11 protein-coding genes are annotated in these 15,672 nt (G+C 43.2%); 3 read left to right on the top strand and 8 right to left on the bottom strand.

Going from position 1 to position 15,672, the window contains the following annotated elements; translation table 11 throughout:
• Nucleotides 1-29 precede the first annotated feature (29 nt).
• Nucleotides 30-1,055, top strand: a complete 1,026-nt coding sequence (locus KPY62_RS00880; RefSeq protein ID WP_216580411.1) for an ArsA family ATPase — start codon at nt 30-32, stop codon at nt 1,053-1,055.
• 60 nt (nt 1,056-1,115) lie between these two features.
• On the opposite strand, the gene KPY62_RS00875 is transcribed toward KPY62_RS00880, so the two are convergent.
• From KPY62_RS00875 to KPY62_RS00865, 3 genes are all read right to left on the bottom strand, one after another.
• Nucleotides 1,116-2,609, bottom strand: coding sequence for a DUF3482 domain-containing protein (locus tag KPY62_RS00875; RefSeq protein WP_216582983.1), 1,494 nt, complete (start codon nt 2,607-2,609; stop codon nt 1,116-1,118).
• 381 nt (nt 2,610-2,990) lie between these two features.
• Entirely contained in the window at nt 2,991-3,962 is a 972-nt protein-coding gene (locus KPY62_RS00870) for a sterol desaturase family protein (protein WP_216580410.1), read from the bottom strand.
• Nucleotides 3,963-4,095: 133 nt separating this feature from the next.
• Nucleotides 4,096-5,466, bottom strand: a complete 1,371-nt coding sequence (locus tag KPY62_RS00865) for a DUF2868 domain-containing protein (protein ID WP_216580409.1) — start codon at nt 5,464-5,466, stop codon at nt 4,096-4,098.
• A 671-nt stretch (nt 5,467-6,137) separates the two neighbouring features.
• On the opposite strand from KPY62_RS00865, the gene KPY62_RS00860 reads away from it, so the two are divergent.
• Both KPY62_RS00860 and KPY62_RS00855 read left to right on the top strand, forming a co-directional pair.
• Nucleotides 6,138-7,619, top strand: a complete 1,482-nt coding sequence (locus tag KPY62_RS00860; RefSeq protein WP_216580408.1) for a nucleobase:cation symporter-2 family protein — start codon at nt 6,138-6,140, stop codon at nt 7,617-7,619.
• Between the two features lie 360 nt (nt 7,620-7,979).
• Complete coding sequence (locus KPY62_RS00855) at nt 7,980-8,759, top strand: SDR family oxidoreductase (RefSeq protein ID WP_216580407.1); 780 nt, start codon at nt 7,980-7,982, stop codon at nt 8,757-8,759.
• A gap of 145 nt (nt 8,760-8,904) precedes the next feature.
• Here the strand turns inward: KPY62_RS00855 and KPY62_RS00850 are convergent, their stop codons facing one another.
• The 5 genes from KPY62_RS00850 to prpF form a co-directional block, all read right to left on the bottom strand.
• On the bottom strand, nt 8,905-10,422 hold the full coding sequence (locus KPY62_RS00850) for a bifunctional 2-methylcitrate dehydratase/aconitate hydratase (RefSeq protein WP_216580406.1): 1,518 nt from the start codon (nt 10,420-10,422) through the stop codon (nt 8,905-8,907).
• 314 nt (nt 10,423-10,736) lie between these two features.
• Complete coding sequence (locus KPY62_RS00845) at nt 10,737-11,282, bottom strand: GNAT family N-acetyltransferase (protein WP_216580405.1); 546 nt, start codon at nt 11,280-11,282, stop codon at nt 10,737-10,739.
• A 98-nt stretch (nt 11,283-11,380) separates the two neighbouring features.
• Complete coding sequence (locus tag KPY62_RS00840; RefSeq protein WP_216580404.1) at nt 11,381-11,995, bottom strand: GNAT family N-acetyltransferase; 615 nt, start codon at nt 11,993-11,995, stop codon at nt 11,381-11,383.
• Between the two features lie 204 nt (nt 11,996-12,199).
• Nucleotides 12,200-14,053, bottom strand: coding sequence for an ABC transporter ATP-binding protein (locus KPY62_RS00835; protein ID WP_228730508.1), 1,854 nt, complete (start codon nt 14,051-14,053; stop codon nt 12,200-12,202).
• Between the two features lie 368 nt (nt 14,054-14,421).
• The gene (gene prpF, locus KPY62_RS00830; RefSeq protein WP_216580403.1) at nt 14,422-15,645 is read right to left on the bottom strand and encodes a 2-methylaconitate cis-trans isomerase PrpF; all 1,224 of its coding nucleotides are present in this window, start codon (nt 15,643-15,645) and stop codon (nt 14,422-14,424) included.
• Nucleotides 15,646-15,672 lie beyond the last annotated feature (27 nt).

Genomic DNA, 15,672 nt, shown 5'->3' with positions numbered 1-15,672 from the left:
AATTATAAATATAATAAAGAGATTACCCTATGGCCCTACAATCCTTAGACAACTTAGTTACCCAATTATCAGCACAGCCAATTATCTTCGTTGGTGGCAAAGGCGGGGTAGGAAAGACTACTACTGCGGCAGCACTCGCCAGCCAATTCGCCGCTAAACACAAAAGAACCCTTATTATCTCAACTGATCCTGCGCATAGCCTAGGTGATGTGCTAAATACTAAGCTCAATAATGAAAAAACAGCAATCAGCCCTTATCTCGATGCTATTGAGCTCAATCCCGATATTATCGTTGACGCCCACTTTGCCCAAGTTGAACGTACTATCAGGGCTTATGCCAATCCCGAAATGATGCCCAAAATACGTGAGCATCTACAGCTATCAAAGTCAGCGCCAGGAGCACAAGAAGCAGCGATGTTAGAGTCTATGTGCCAGCATTTAGTAGCTGCTGCTGACGCTGGTTATCAACACATAATATTCGATACTGCGCCAACAGGACATACCTTGCGGCTGTTAGTGTTGCCTGAGATGATGGGAGCATGGACAGATGGATTATTAGCGCAGCAACGACGACAAGCCAAGTTACGCTCAGTGGCTACTCATTTAGATAGTAACTCTAATAAGATAGCGGCTAGTAAAGCCAATAACCATAAAGACTTGGCCAATCCCTTTCAGAAGCACAAACCCGATCGCTGGGAGCAAGCCGTAGCAGTATTAGAGAAGCGTAAAGAGCTATTTCGTCAGGCAGGACAGCTATTACATGAGCGTACTCAGACGGCTATCTTATTAGTGATGACCGCCGATATTCTACCTTTAGCAGAAACCAGGCGAGCTATCGAGCAGTTGGAAGCCGCAAAACTCACGCCAGCGGCTATAGTGATCAACCAACTTATAGATCCTGTACAAACAGATAACTTTTGGCAGCAACGTGCCGATAGACAGCAGCAGATAGTGAAGGATATTGAGAATAGCTTTAAACGCTATCCCTTGTATTCGGTCTACTTACAACAAACCGATATCCGTGGTACTAAAGCCTTGAGTGAATTACTAAAGTAGGCTGCTAAGTTATTGATAAGCTATTAAGTTGCTAATTCATTAAGCCATTAAGCCGTTAAGCTAGTCACCTGCCAGCTTGTGAGCTTCAAGTTTATTAGCTAGGGACCAAGTAGCATCCATTCGTAAGCTCTGCGCTAACTCCGACTTACCACTGCTCAACGATGACCATTGCGGCTTACCTCGGGCTTTTTTTAGCTCGCTAGGTAATTTATGGCTCGGCCATGGAGTGATTGAATGATTATCAGCACTGTCATTTTTAGCATCATCGCTTTGAGTAGGGTTGCTGCTGTGGGTAGTAGTACCATCATCTTGATATAGCATTTGGGTGGCATCAGTCGCCGCATGACCACGATGGCGTAGAGCTGTCAGTAGATCCATCGCTCTGGTCGCTAATAAGGTCAAAGTAGCAGGATCAATATATAAGCGTTTCACCCCGGTGAGCTTGTCGGCGATACTACTAGTGTTAGACAACAACCCACCAGCGAGACCACCCAAAGCGGCTCCTAGTCCTAAGGTAGTCCCTAACGCTGCCGCATCTATCCCTAATCCTAATAGTGCGCCTGCTGCGGCACCTGAGGTAGTGCGAATACCGTAAGTTTTTAGTAATTCAGGATCGAATGGATCTTGCTGGTAAGCTTTTAATTCAAGCGGCGTTGCTGCTACTGCATTATCATAAAACTTGTAGGAGTTTAACAATTTATTTTGCATAGTCCTTTCGCTTTGACGCACGGCTTCTTGCATCTGCGTTAACACTGGCATCGGATCATCGTCTTCATTGATCTCTCGTACAAAAGCCGCCACGTTGAGCAGAAAGTCAGCAATAATAATATTAGCTTCATCATACAGACGCGCCCAATCAGCAGCTCGACTGTCCATCAGTTGCTCAAGCATCTCAGAGTGGGTAAGCATAGTGGCGAGATTCTGCCACAAGTGCATTTCATCCTCAAACTCAAAGGCTACTGAGTCAAAGCGGGTAGAGATATGCAAGTTACGTCGTGCCAGCATCGTCTGCCAATCATCAATATTGGCATCTTGGCTATCGGTGAAGTTAAACACCGGCATGACCGGAATCGCCGCCCAAGATAAGATAGCCAATTCATCTTTATATTTACCTAATACTGGCTCTCGAGCATCGACAACATAGATGGCCATATCACTTGCCAGCACTTGGCGAATCACTTTAGCTTCTTGACTGTAGTCTTGATAAACAGAGCCGTCTATGCGCTCAGCGCCTTGCGCGATATCTGCGGCTAAGAACTGCTGCAAGCGCTCGATACCATCACGACGACTGGCAGTGTTGTCCTCTAGCCAATCCATCAGACCCGAAGCATCTTCTAACCCTGGGGTATCATACAAAGCCACTAGTACTTCGCCCGTCTGGCTATCGGTTAACTGCGCCCGCTCAACATGGCGAGTAGTCGCTGCTTCATTTTTGACTTCACCAAAATACACATCTCTGAGTAAGGTGCGCAGTATTGAGGTTTTGCCAGTATTAGTATGACCAACAACGGCAAGCTTTAGCGCTTCGCCGTTAGCAATGGTTTTTTTAGTCATCGGTGATTTTTCTGACCATTCAGCATTAGCATTAGTAGAAACTAATGCAGGGGATAAGGAAGAGGACGATAGCGGTTCTGAGTAGTGAGCACTAACATCGTTATTACTATAGCTATTATCGGCAGCAGTAGGCTTTAATAAGCTGGTATTCTCTACAGCGACAGCATCACTTTTTAGGGCTTTATCGGCGAATAGCCCTTTTGATTTATCAGTCGACTGATTATTGTTATTCATAATAATTTCTTATAGTAAATGAAAAGCGTTATAGCAATTTTACCGTAAAATCGGGTAAATATAGCTATAGATTAATAACGGCAAATGTTGATTAAGTATAGAAGATTAAGGTATCAAACAATGCCAATAAAAACATGAGAACCGCTGCTAAACCGCACCAGGTGGGCTAAATAATACTTTTACTTTATTCTTTAGCCCCTTAGCAAGAAAGAACTGCTGCCACATTCGATAAAATACGGCAAAAATAAGCTGAAAAATATTATCATTACTGGTCTCGCCAACTGCACCATAACGCACTGGGTTGTTAATAGTATCTTCTTCGACATAAGTTCCGAACCAGCGGTCAAATAGTATAATGACGCCACCGTAGTTTTTGTCAATATACTCCCCATTAGTACCATGATGGGCCCGATGGTTAGAAGGGGTATCAAAAATATATTCGACCCATTTGGGGAGTTTTCCTACCGTTTCAGTATGAATAAAGAATTGATAAATTAAGTCAATAGCGTAGAAGAAAAATACCCAGACAGGATGCACGCCAAGCAGCATTAGCGGTAGAAAGAACAGCCACCAACCAGTGACTGAATACAGTAAGCTTTGACGCATCGCTGTCGATAAGTTCATCTGATCATCAGAGTGATGCACCACATGCGCTGACCAAAACCAATTCACTCTATGTGAGCTGCGATGAAACCAATAGTAACTAAACTCCACTGCAATAAAAATAGGAATAGCGCTCAGCCAAGTAACTTCAATAGTAAATAGCCGATACTGGTATAGCCATAGACATATTGGCAGCACAATAAGCGCTTGCACAATCAACTCAAAGCTCAAATAAGAGCCGCCTAGACTAAAATTGGTTACTGCTCGACGCCAGTGAAAGGCGCTACTATCACCGCGACGCGCTTGATAAGACCATTCTGCTAAGAATAATAAAAAAAACGGCCCACCCATCAAGGGTAACAGCCACTCTTGCCAATGGGCAGGCAAAATGCTAGTCAATGACGACTGCCAAGCTTCAGGAGCAATAGACAAGATGCTCTGATTCAGTGTGTCTTTAACCCCCTCTAAAGTCTGACTATACTGACCCAAACTGATACCGTTATCTGACTCTGCCATATCATTTCATCCCATTCTACCTAAGAGTACTAGCTAACCCAGTTGTTTTAATATGCAGCTTGAGACTCTAAAAGACCAGTATAAGTTATAGGCGCTTGGGTCATCTGCTAAGTCTATGGCAGCATCCCAGTTACTAGCCAGCTACTAAGCCAATTTTCCTTGCTGCAAGGGCGGTTTGCCACTGTTGATATCGGACATTGTTAAAGGTGCTCCTGCTCGCATCAGCATTAGTTTCAAGCGTTTGATTATTCAACAGCTGCACTATAACCCCGTGTTGAGCATGCGCCGCAATTTGATCCAATTTTCGAAGTGCTCCTCGATCTGGTAAGGCCTTATCATGGATGCCTAAAAGCACTTGGAGCGGATGTTGGTCTAGATGAGTAGTTAACCGTGCCAAGTCCTCACGATCGTCAATAATACCGAAATCCTCGACAGCTTCAATAGGGCCATCATAGTAGTTGAGCCCCGCTTGCCACCATAGAGGGTTGTCAGTCGGATACTCAAGCAGAGCCACTAGCTTAGCGGCACTGCTAACTACTGCTTTAGGAGCTATAGGCGCAGCCACTGCCACAAAGTCATCAACATCTATCACTTGGCGCTGCCAAAAGTTTATTATCTTTTGATAATAAGCTATTTTGATATCTAAGCGCATCTTTTTGCTACGGAACATCAGCGCACAGAATGCCCATGCCAGCGCCCGTGGTACGATGCCATACATCAGCAGGCTACCAATCAATAACCCTGCCCATTGCCGAGCAATAGCTAAGGGCAGGGTATCAGTGACTAGGCGGCTTTGGACGATTGCCGCATCATTAGGCACATCGAAGCCAACCATACTAGGCAGCCAACCTAGCACTCGAGTCAAAGTGATCAACGCTTGATCTGAGAGCAAGGTAGACTCCCAGCTAAAACTATACTGACGAACAATTAATAAAAATATAATCGCTAGCAGCATACCAGTCAAAGTAGCCAGCCAGAGCTGATGACTGAAACGACCTAGATACCAGCGCATACCGCTATGTTGCAACTGCTGCTCATACAAGCTCACGGCGGCTTGGGTAACATCGTCTTTACCACGGATTAAATAACTGGGACTCACAAAACTGGCAAACCAATTGGAGGAGTGCTTGCTTTGATTGATTAAAGTCATTACTAGCCAGCCTACTAGCATAATAGTATGAAAACCCAGCAAACAAACTAGCACATAAAAGAAATTAACCACATTGGCTTGGAGTAAGGTAAACAAGCCAAAAAAACCAGACACGCACCAGATCACACTCATGATGACCATAATACCTTTGAGGCGTCCTTCTATCTTGCCTAAAACTCCTGCCAGAGCGCCGTTGCTGTCTATGCGTGAAGCACGCCGATGTAACTTTTGTAGAACAGTACCTTCTTCTACTTGCAGCTTTTCGGTCACTAGTAGGGGATCAGTCGCAAAAACATGCTGCTCAGTCTCAAGGGTGCGCACCAGTTCAGTTAATTGGTCTTGGGGTGATAACATAACGAAGGGATATCCGTATAGTAATGTTTGAGTAGATAGTAGATATTTGCTTGCTTCTCTATTGTAACTCATAGTGAATAGTTATAATCTAACTAAATAAATCACCCTAAATGGCTAAATATCTCAAAAAGTTGACCATATGGTCAAAAAACTACTAGCGGTTATTAGCAATAAGCGTTATCCTAAAACTGAGCAACCGATCTAGCAAAACTAAAATGAACACAATAGACAGATAATCTGTTAGATTGCTATCTATTGTTGATAACAAAACATATTTTTGATTGACCTGCATCGACTATTCGTAAAGCCCTTTTTATCCTTCTGGAACAACGAACACGATAATCAGTTAAGTTAAATACCTAATGTAATTACCTAGAAAAATCATCTAAAAATATTCTAATTGTAAATCCATACCAGCTATCGTCCTGATTGAAAGGAGCTACTCCTCCTTTTTTATGTTGAGCGTGGCTGATGAGCAATTTTTAAAGTTTAGTAGTATTAAAAAATTTATAGTTCGATTCGATAGCAACACCCAATACTCATAGATATTTAATGGTTCTTGCTATAGCTCTGCTATAACAAGATGACTCATAATTTATTTTTTCAACCTAATGCACTATGTGTCAGTTTGGACATATTACAAGCATAACCTGCAGGGAGCACGCCTATTTATGGACATCAAATCTACCTCTCAACCAACGTTTGAACGCCCAGAAGATGAGAATCTAGGTCTTGTAGCCAATATCGCTTATGGCTTTCAACACGTACTAACTATGTATGGCGGAATCATTGCTGTACCTCTTATTGTCGGTCAAGCTGCAGGTTTAGGTCCAGCAGAGATCGGACTTCTTATTGCTGCTTCACTATTTATTGGTGGTTTAGCGACTTTATTACAAACTCTTGGCATTCCATTTTTTGGTTGTCAGCTCCCATTAGTACAGGGCGTATCATTCGCTAGTGTGGCAACTATCGTCGCCATTGTGACCTCAGGAGGCGGACTTCCTTCAGTATTTGGTGCGGTAATAGCTGCCTCGGCACTCGGGCTTTTAATTACTCCAATCTTCTCCAAGATTATTAAGTTCTTTCCACCATTAGTTACTGGTGCGGTTATTACCACTATTGGTCTGACTTTGATGCCAGTAGCGGCACGTTGGGCTATGGGTGGCAATAGCAAGGCTCCTGACTTTGGTAGTATGGCTAACATCGGCTTAGCAGCGTTTACGCTAGCTTTAGTATTGCTATTGAGCAAATTGGGTAATGCAGCTATCAGTCGCTTATCGATACTGCTAGCGATGGTTATCGGTACTATTGCCGCTTGGGCAGTAGGTATGGTTGATTTCTCTAATGTTATGACCGGACCTATCTTTGCTTTTCCTACACCATTCCATTTTGGTGCTCCTACCTTTGAGCTTGCTGCTATCATCTCTATGTTCATTGTAGTACTAGTGATCTTAGTAGAAACTTCAGCAGACATCCTAGCGGTTGGTGACATCATTGATACTAAGATCGACTCAAAACGTCTAGGTGATGGCCTACGTGCTGATATGGTTTCAAGTATCGTTGCGCCAATGTTCGGCTCATTCACTCAAAGTGCTTTTGCACAAAACGTTGGCTTAGTTGCCGTTACTAACGTTAAGAGTCGTTTTGTAGTTGCTGCTGCTGGTGTTATCTTGGTAGTGTTAGGCTTGATGCCGTTGATGGGACGTGTGATTGCTACTGTTCCTACTGCGGTACTAGGCGGCGCTGGTATCGTTCTATTCGGTACAGTAGCGGCTAGTGGTATCCGTACCCTAGCGCAAGTTAGCTATACTAATAACATGAACTTAATCATTGTTGCTACTTCAATCGGCTTTGGTATGTTGCCAATTGCTGCTCCTGCATTCTATGATCAATTCCCAGACTGGTTTGCTACTATTTTCCATTCAGGTATCAGCTCTACTGCGATCATGGCTATTGCTCTAAACTTATTGTTCAACCATCTTAAACTTGGTAATTCAGAGAATCAGTCGGTATTCGCCGCTGGTACTGAAGACCGTTCTGTACGTCCTGCTGTCATCATAGAATTGACAGAAGGCGATTACTTCACAGAAGGCAAATTATTCGATGTTGATCATAAAGAAGTGCCTGTAGGACCAAAAGAATCCGCTCATTAATTGACTTAATGACAGCATTTCTTATATTTTAGATAAATAAGTTAATAAAAAAGTCGCCTTACTAGGGCGGCTTTTTTATTGGCCGTAGCTTTAATTAGTAGCCTGCTATTTACTTGTTTTGTATTAATACTCTGAGTTAGATACATAACCAACGGGCAAACAACATCAATATGTACAAGGGTTTGCTATGGTAATAGAACCAAGATGATTTATAGGTTTTTTGCTATATATCAGCAGCTAGCACTCTAAGATAGCTTAAAGGTTCATAAGCAACAGCAGTATAATTAATAAAGACCAGCAACTAATGACTTATCGCTACTAACTTGTCATCACTAACCTATCCTTAATAAGGAAATCATTATGATTAATACTAATAATAAAACCTATCTGATTATCGGTGGTACCGGTGGTATCGGTCGAGCTATGGTCGAGCAACTGATAGAAGCTACCGCTAATGAGCAAGGTGCTGGTGCTAGGGCTGGTATTCGAGTGTTTGCCACTTACCATAATAGTGTGCCGGAGATCGAGGCAGATAATCTACAATGGCTACCGATGGACGTGGGTAGCGAGGATAGCATCAAGCAGGCGGTAGAGCAGATTAAGCAACACAGTGATCATCTTGATTGGGTGGTGAACTGTGTTGGACTATTGCATACTGAACAGGCGCAACCAGAAAAAGCTCTTAGACAAGTTGAGACCGATTTCTTTTTACAAAACATGCAGATCAATGCCTTAGCTGGACTGCTTATTGCTAAACATATCAAGCCGCTACTAGCGAAAGCTGAACGTAGCGATGAGCAGCCAGCTATTTTTGCCACTATATCGGCGCGAGTCGGTAGTATTAGCGACAATCAAGTGGGCGGCTGGTACAGCTATCGGATGAGTAAAGCGGCACTGAATATGGGTATGAAGAACTTAAGCATTGAATGGGGACGCGCCCTAAAGCAAGCTTGTGTAGTAGTGATGCAGCCGGGTACGGTCAATACTCAGCTGTCGGCACCTTTTCAAGCGAACGTAGCGGAAGGTCATCTGTTCTCGCCAGCCTACAGCGCTGATTGTTTGCTAGAGGTATTATCTGGCATGAGCGCTGCTCAATCCGGAAGCTTCGTCGATTGGGCAGGGGAATCAATACCTTGGTAGGATCGTTCTTGGCTATGTGTAATGCGTAAAGGGTCTGCTTTTAATAAAGCAGACCCTTCTTATTTTATTATTAACTTTTTATTAGCCTTAAGTCTCTATAGACGTTGAATGAATTAGCGCTTGGCTATGTCTGATTTAAAACCACCTAGTTGATCACAAATTTGTCCATAAACTCATTCACTGGGGTTTGCTCTAAGGCAACTTGATCGTCGCATAAGGTGATGATCTCCTGACAACGCCCTTCAACGAAGCGGGTAGCTAAACTGGACTGAAACTTCGCCTCTAGCACTGGAATACCCTCAATGCGCCGGCGTTTATGACCGATTGGATACTCAATAGCTACTTTGTCGGTGCTGCTGCCATCTTTAAAGAATACTTGGATAGCGTTAGCAATGGAGCGCTTATTAGGATCATGATAGTCTTTAGAGTAGCCCTCATCTTCGATAACCTCCATTTTTCGACGCAGCGAATCTATCAGTAAATGATGCTGAGCATGATAGTCATCTTCATAATTCTCCGCCATCAGATCACCAGTTAACAGGGCTACTGCTACCATATACTGCAAACAATGGTCACGATCTGCTGGATTATTTAAAGTCCCTTCTTTAGAGATGATACGAATCGCTGACTCGTGAGTCGTCAATACTATCCTGTCGACCTCATCGATTCTATCTTCTATTTGCGGATAGAGGATTACTGCCGCCTCACAAGCGGTTTGTGCATGAAATTCAGCAGGAAAGCTTAATTTGAAGAGGATGTTTTCCATCACATAACTGCCGAACTCACGCTGAAAGCTAAAGCGACGTTCCGCTTCAGGCTTAGTCGCTAAGTCCTTATTGGTGTGGCTAAATAGCACATCATAAAACCCCCACTGCGGTGCAGACAATGCTCCTGGGATACCCATCTCACCTCGACTAGTGATATCGACTAAGCGTACCGCCCGACTAGTGGCATCGCCTGCTGCCCAAGACTTACGGCTGCCAGCGTTAGGAGCATGACGGTAAGTACGTAGCGCTTGGCCATCGACCAGTGCTTGCGAGATAGCAGCCATGATACGCTCGCGTGGTAAGTTATAGAGTTTGGCAACGACAGCAGTTGAGGCTAGCTTGACTAAGAACACGTGATCTAAACCTACTCGGTTAAAGGAGTTCTCTAGCGCAATCACCCCTTGAATCTCATGCGCCATAATCATAGCTTCTAATACATCACGCATCTTAAGTGGGCTGTGGCCTTTGCTGATGTTTTGCTGACTGATAAAGTCGGCTACGGCTAAAATACCACCTAGATTGTCTGAAGGATGACCCCATTCGGCCGCTAGCCAAGTGTCGTTATAATCCAACCAGCGCACAATACAACCAATATCAAAAGCCGCTTTTACTGGATCGAGTCGATAAGAGGTGCCTGGGACGCGCGATCCATTGGGAGTAATCTGATCGGCACAATTAGGCCCCAAGTGCTTAGTACATTCAGGGAAGCGCAGCGCTAGCAGACCACAGCCGATAGTATCCATTAGACAATAGCGTGCCGTTTGCCAAGCATCAGCGCTATTGGGTGAGTCGTTATCTATAGAGTAATTTATGACATAATCAGCAATTTTTTGAATCTCTAAATCATATTCCGGACGCACATTACTCTCAACAGTAGCGCTTGATATAGTTGACATAGTCATTTCCTCATCCATGAGTGGTGATAACCGCTATGACGGCCATCTCTAACCCTTATTTAAAAGCATATAGTCGATTCAATTTAAAACGATAAAATACTGCAGAAAAAACGATTCTATTTATTTTGAAAGGGCTATAGCTTAATTAAAAATAGCATACTCAACATCGAGCGACAGTGACGTAGTGTAAAAGACTAGGCTATAAGGGGCTAAGCTATAAAGGGCTAGGCTGTGAGAGACCAAACCGTAAGAGAATGCGCATAAACCATACTTAGAGTGGAAGAGACTTAAGGCCACTAAAGCAGCCTTTGCCGTTAAAGTGCCGCTAGAACCATGTTGACGTGCTCGATACTATCATTGCTATAGACATCGCCTATACAGACAAACCCTAATGTTTGATAAAATTCAATCAAATAAGTTTGTGCTGAGATATGAATAGGCTGGTTACAGAACTGATTATGACAGTAATCGATAGCTTTTAGCATCAATTGACGTGCCAGCCCATGACCGCGATAGTCCGCTAAAACTAATACCCGTCCAATATGGGGAAAGCCGTCAGCAGTAACGGTTGGCGGAATTATGCGACAATAAGCCAGTAGCTGTAATTCAAGGTTTGCGTTACTACTTGAGCTATTGGCAGCATGCTGTTGATAAGCGCATAAATGCAGTGCTGCAAAGTCAACACCATCGGCATCAACATAGGAGCAGTTTTGATCTTTTACAAAGACTTGTTCACGGGCTTGAATAATATGGTAAACCTGATAGCCCGTTAACTCAGCAAATGCAGATAATCGCCATAGTACCGTTGGCATAGTTAAAGAGGGGAAAGGCTTTTGCTGGTCACTGCTAGTAGTTGCCATAGCTTTGGGTTCTCATTGTTAATAAAGTATACGTTCAATAAACACGCTATATAAAGTAGTAAAACTGGCAGCTCAATTCATCAAACTAAAACTCCAAACTAAATCATCAAATATATAAGTCCTGCGATGAATGACACGCTTAATATTAGCAGCAGAATTCCTAATATTGTGGACGCATTGGAGGTATCTGAACCTTGTTTCTTTACTTTCGTTTTTTTAGTGATGTTTAATACCATCTTGACGTGTTCAATGCCATCTTCTAGATAATACGCACCTTCAGGAACGAAGCCTAACGACTGATAAAAATCAATCAGATAAGTCTGCGCTGAGATGATGATCGGCTTTTTACCGTATTTTTTGCGGCAGTACTTAATAGCCTCAGTCATTATTTGCCGAGCCAAGCCCTGACTACGATACTGCGCTAACACTAGCACTCTACCAATCGCCGGCATAGCCGCTGCTGCCCTCGGATCGTTATTCACCGACAAGTTAGACTTCATTCTATTGAACTCAGGCGGAATAATTCGGCAATAGCCCACTAAGGCTTCGTTGTTATGGGCGACTAAATGCAGACAATCAAAATCAAGCTCGTCCATATCCTGATAAGGGCAGTTTTGTTCCACTACGAACACTTGCGAACGTGCTTTTAGGATGTGATAGATATCAACTGAAGTCAGCTCATCAAAGGTTTTTAGAGAAAATTCACAAGTCATAATTAGCTGGCTTTTAGCAATGGAAAGATAGGGTCTAGGGCTCTTAAAAAATTTTGATCTGTTAAACGCTAGGGCTATAAGGTAAACAACCGTAAAAAGGATGAAAAATAATCAAAGCCTTTAAAAAGCTGTCGATAACTATTATAGCGCCATAAACGATAGGGTTCATATGCCTATGCCTTAAGCATAGTTCTTCAGCATAGATTAACTATTTAAGGTTTGGCTGATTTTATCTAAGTTTAGGCTATCAGACATGGCGCTAAAGATTTCATAGTACTTACCACGCTTGCTGTATAGCTCTTCATGAGTACCTGTCTCGACCACTCGGCCATCTTCGATCACTACTAAGTCATCAGCATCGATAATCTGAGCGATATTGTGCGAGACCATAATTACCGTACGATCTTTTTTGATCAGATCTAAGCTTTTTTTGACTTGCTGACTAGCGATTGCATCTAGACTGGCGGTAGGCTCATCAAGAAACACGATCGGGGGATCTTTTAAAAACATTCGAGCCAAGGCGATACGCTGCTGTTGCCCACCTGATAGTGACTTTGCGGTACTCATATAACCTTTAGGTAGTTGCATAATTTGATCATGAATAGAGGCTTTTTTAGCAGCGATAACAATATCATCATCGCTCGCATCAATATCGCCATAGCGGATATTTTCGCTGATAGTGCCTGAAAAAATATGATTGCTTTGTAGCACTAAGCCAATACGCTGGCGCAATTCATGAGTATCACAATCTGCTAGATCATGACCATCTAAGCAGATTGTGCCAGAATCCGGTTGATAGAACTTAACCAGTAAGCTGATAATCGTACTCTTGCCGGCGCCACTTAGACCTACCAAGGCGGTAATACGATTGGGTTTGATAGTAAAGCTGACGTCTTTTAGCGCTTGAGTGCCATTAGGATAAGTAAAATTAACGTGTTTTAGCTCAATATGGCCTTTAAGATCCTTACCACTCATACCCTCTATAGTTTCGACTTGATCATCATCTTCTAATATCTCAAAGAACCCTTCAGCATAAGTTAAGGCGTTATTGATTTGGTCATAGATACGATGTAATTGACGGATAGGAGCAGCGACGTTTTGAAACAGTAGCACATGAAATAGAATCATACCGATAGTCATCTCACCCTTTAATACAAAGTAGGCGGTCAGTAGGATGATAACGACTACCCCGATCTGCTCAATAAAGGTTTTAATGGCGTCATAAATAAAGCCAATACTACGAATTCTAAGCTGATTATCGGTCATATCTTTTTGAATTTTTAGATGCTTATCCGCTTCAATTGACTCACGAACGAATGACTTGACCACGCTTATCGAATTAATCAGAGAGATAACTAAGCCACTTTTAGCTTCTCGAAAACCACGCATCTCTCGACGAAACCCTTGCAGACGCCGCGCTTGTTTTTGACTGATAAAAAAGTAAATTGGAATGATAATAAGACCAACCAGACCGATCCAAAAGTTGGTCGAAAACATAATGACCAGCGATACAATAGCGCTGGCAAACAGGGGTAGCATATCGATAAAAAAGTTTTGCACAAGACTGGTTAGACTGCTAACGCCATAATCAATACGGGTTTGCAATTTACCACTGTCATTTTCACTACTGGTATAAAACGCCATGCGATAGGTAAGAATGCGCTCAATTATCTTTTGAGATAAGTCGCGTGATAGGTTAATCCGAATCTTTTCACCGAAATAGCGCTGACCAAAAGAGACGAATATCGATAGCACTTCTTTGGTCAATAGTACTGCACTGATGATACCTAGCATCCGTAAACCTGCCTGCCAAGGGTCAGCAAGGGTAGTAATCTCAGTTAAAGTATCTACGGTATAACGTAATACAAAAGCGTTGACCTGCGCGGTAAATGAGCCAAGCACCGTCAAAACTAAAGTGGCAATAATTAAGATTTTATAAGGCGCAGCAAATACCGCCAGCTTTTTGAGGATATCCCACAACAAAGCCCGACGCTCAGTTTTTTTGACTGGTGGCTTTTTATCGAATGGTGATTTACTAAGTTCAGGGGTTGTTGGCATAGCGTCGGCTGTACAAATCTCAGTATTTAAATAGGGGCTAGCGCTGATGTGGCATAGTGCTAGTCAATAACTAGCGAGCTAAACCCGAAAATGGTCAATAACTAGCTTGATGGTAAATAGCATTATCCTATACTTTTTTCCGAAAATATAGCCATAAGGCTAGTAGGCAACATGAGCTACTCAATATAGCCACTATAATGAGCAAGCAATAGCGGCTCTTAAACAATAATTTTAAGCTAAAAAAACGGTCTAGGACTAATAAACTGTAAAGGGACCGCTTATTGGCAATCCCTTTATGGTAGTAGCTATTAGATTAATCAAGCATATTTAAAATGTTAGGCATAGTTAGGCCCAGCTAAAAGCAAAAGCTAAAAAGCATCTGCTGCGACAAAGACTTCACCGACCATAATACGTCGTGCCGAGCGGCTCATCGATACTTTTTTGGCTTGCCAGCGTCCATCGACTTGCTCAGTCTTACCACCAACTAGTAGCGTACCTGAGGGATGGCCAAAACGCACTTCGTTAAGCTCGCCAGCACCAGCAGATTGGTTAACTAACGTACCTTGGGTAGTTGCTGCTGCGGCAATAGCGACCGCTGCCGTGCCCATCATCGCATGATGCATCTGCCCCATACTCATCGCCCGTACTACTAAATCAATATCGTCAGCTGAGACGGCTTTACCGCTAGAGGCGCTATAGCTTGTTGCTGGCGCTATCCATGCCAGTTTTGGCATGTGCTGACTGGTTTGCGCGTCTTCCACCTTTTTAAACAACCCCATTGCTACACCGCCTTTAGCACGGATTTTCTCAAGCTTAGCTATTAGTTGGCTGTCACTATTAACCTCACTTTGCAGCTCAGTACCGGTTAATCCTAAGTCTTCAGCCTTAAGAAAAATAGTCGGAATACCTGCGCTAATAAAGGTCGCTTTGACACTATCCGCATTTAGACCACAACCTGAGACATCGAAATCATCGACTAGATTGCCCGTGGGAAACATAGCACTTGATGAGTCGACAGGGTCGATAAATTCAATTTTGACCTCAGCAGCAGGGAAGGTGACGCCATCGAGTTCAAAGTCGCCGGTTTCTTGTACTTGTACCTTGCCTTGGGTATCTAGATAGACAGGCACGTAAGCGATAATAGTTTTACTGATGTTCTGCTGCCAAATCCGTACTTCACAGATACCGCTAGCGGCACTGTCAGCAATTTTCTGCGCAGCGACTAAACCCATATTAATAGCACAAGCACCAACCGCCGCCGTCAAATTACCACAGTTGCCTGCCCAATCTATCATTGGCTTGGCGATATTGACTTGGCCAAACAGGTAATTGACATCGTGATCATTCTTTTCTGACTTGGACAAGATCACCGTCTTAGAAGTACTTGAGCTACCATTACCCAAGCCATCGATTTGCTTACCGTAAGGGTCAGGGCTACCAATAACTCGTAGCAAAAACTTATCACGAGCCTCGCCAGCCACTTGGCAACGCTCAGGTAAGTCAGATAGTTTAAAAAACGTGCCTTTTGAGGTGCCGCCCCGCATATAAGTAGCAGGGACAGAGATTTGCGGGGCGAATTTTGGTAGGGTCATTGATGGAGTCCTTTTTTATTAATGCTA

This window comes from Psychrobacter sp. TAE2020, assembly GCF_018919485.1.
GTDB lineage: Bacteria > Pseudomonadota > Gammaproteobacteria > Pseudomonadales > Moraxellaceae > Psychrobacter.
The sequence above is the reverse complement of the archived record's forward strand: the minus strand, read 5'-3'. Positions and strand labels throughout refer to the sequence as shown.

Coding starts and splice junctions, on each gene's coding strand:
- KPY62_RS00870 (WP_216580410.1), bottom strand. CDS start 3,962: ATGGCAGAGTCAGATAACGGTATCAGTTTGGGTCAGTATAGTCAGACT.
- KPY62_RS00860 (WP_216580408.1), top strand. CDS start 6,138: ATGGACATCAAATCTACCTCTCAACCAACGTTTGAACGCCCAGAAGAT.
- KPY62_RS00840 (WP_216580404.1), bottom strand. CDS start 11,995: ATGACTTGTGAATTTTCTCTAAAAACCTTTGATGAGCTGACTTCAGTT.
- KPY62_RS00835 (WP_228730508.1), bottom strand. CDS start 14,053: ATGCCAACAACCCCTGAACTTAGTAAATCACCATTCGATAAAAAGCCA.
- KPY62_RS00880 (WP_216580411.1), top strand. CDS start 30: ATGGCCCTACAATCCTTAGACAACTTAGTTACCCAATTATCAGCACAG.
- KPY62_RS00845 (WP_216580405.1), bottom strand. CDS start 11,282: ATGGCAACTACTAGCAGTGACCAGCAAAAGCCTTTCCCCTCTTTAACT.
- prpF (WP_216580403.1), bottom strand. CDS start 15,645: ATGACCCTACCAAAATTCGCCCCGCAAATCTCTGTCCCTGCTACTTAT.
- KPY62_RS00865 (WP_216580409.1), bottom strand. CDS start 5,466: ATGTTATCACCCCAAGACCAATTAACTGAACTGGTGCGCACCCTTGAG.
- KPY62_RS00850 (WP_216580406.1), bottom strand. CDS start 10,422: ATGTCAACTATATCAAGCGCTACTGTTGAGAGTAATGTGCGTCCGGAA.
- KPY62_RS00875 (WP_216582983.1), bottom strand. CDS start 2,609: ATGACTAAAAAAACCATTGCTAACGGCGAAGCGCTAAAGCTTGCCGTT.
- KPY62_RS00855 (WP_216580407.1), top strand. CDS start 7,980: ATGATTAATACTAATAATAAAACCTATCTGATTATCGGTGGTACCGGT.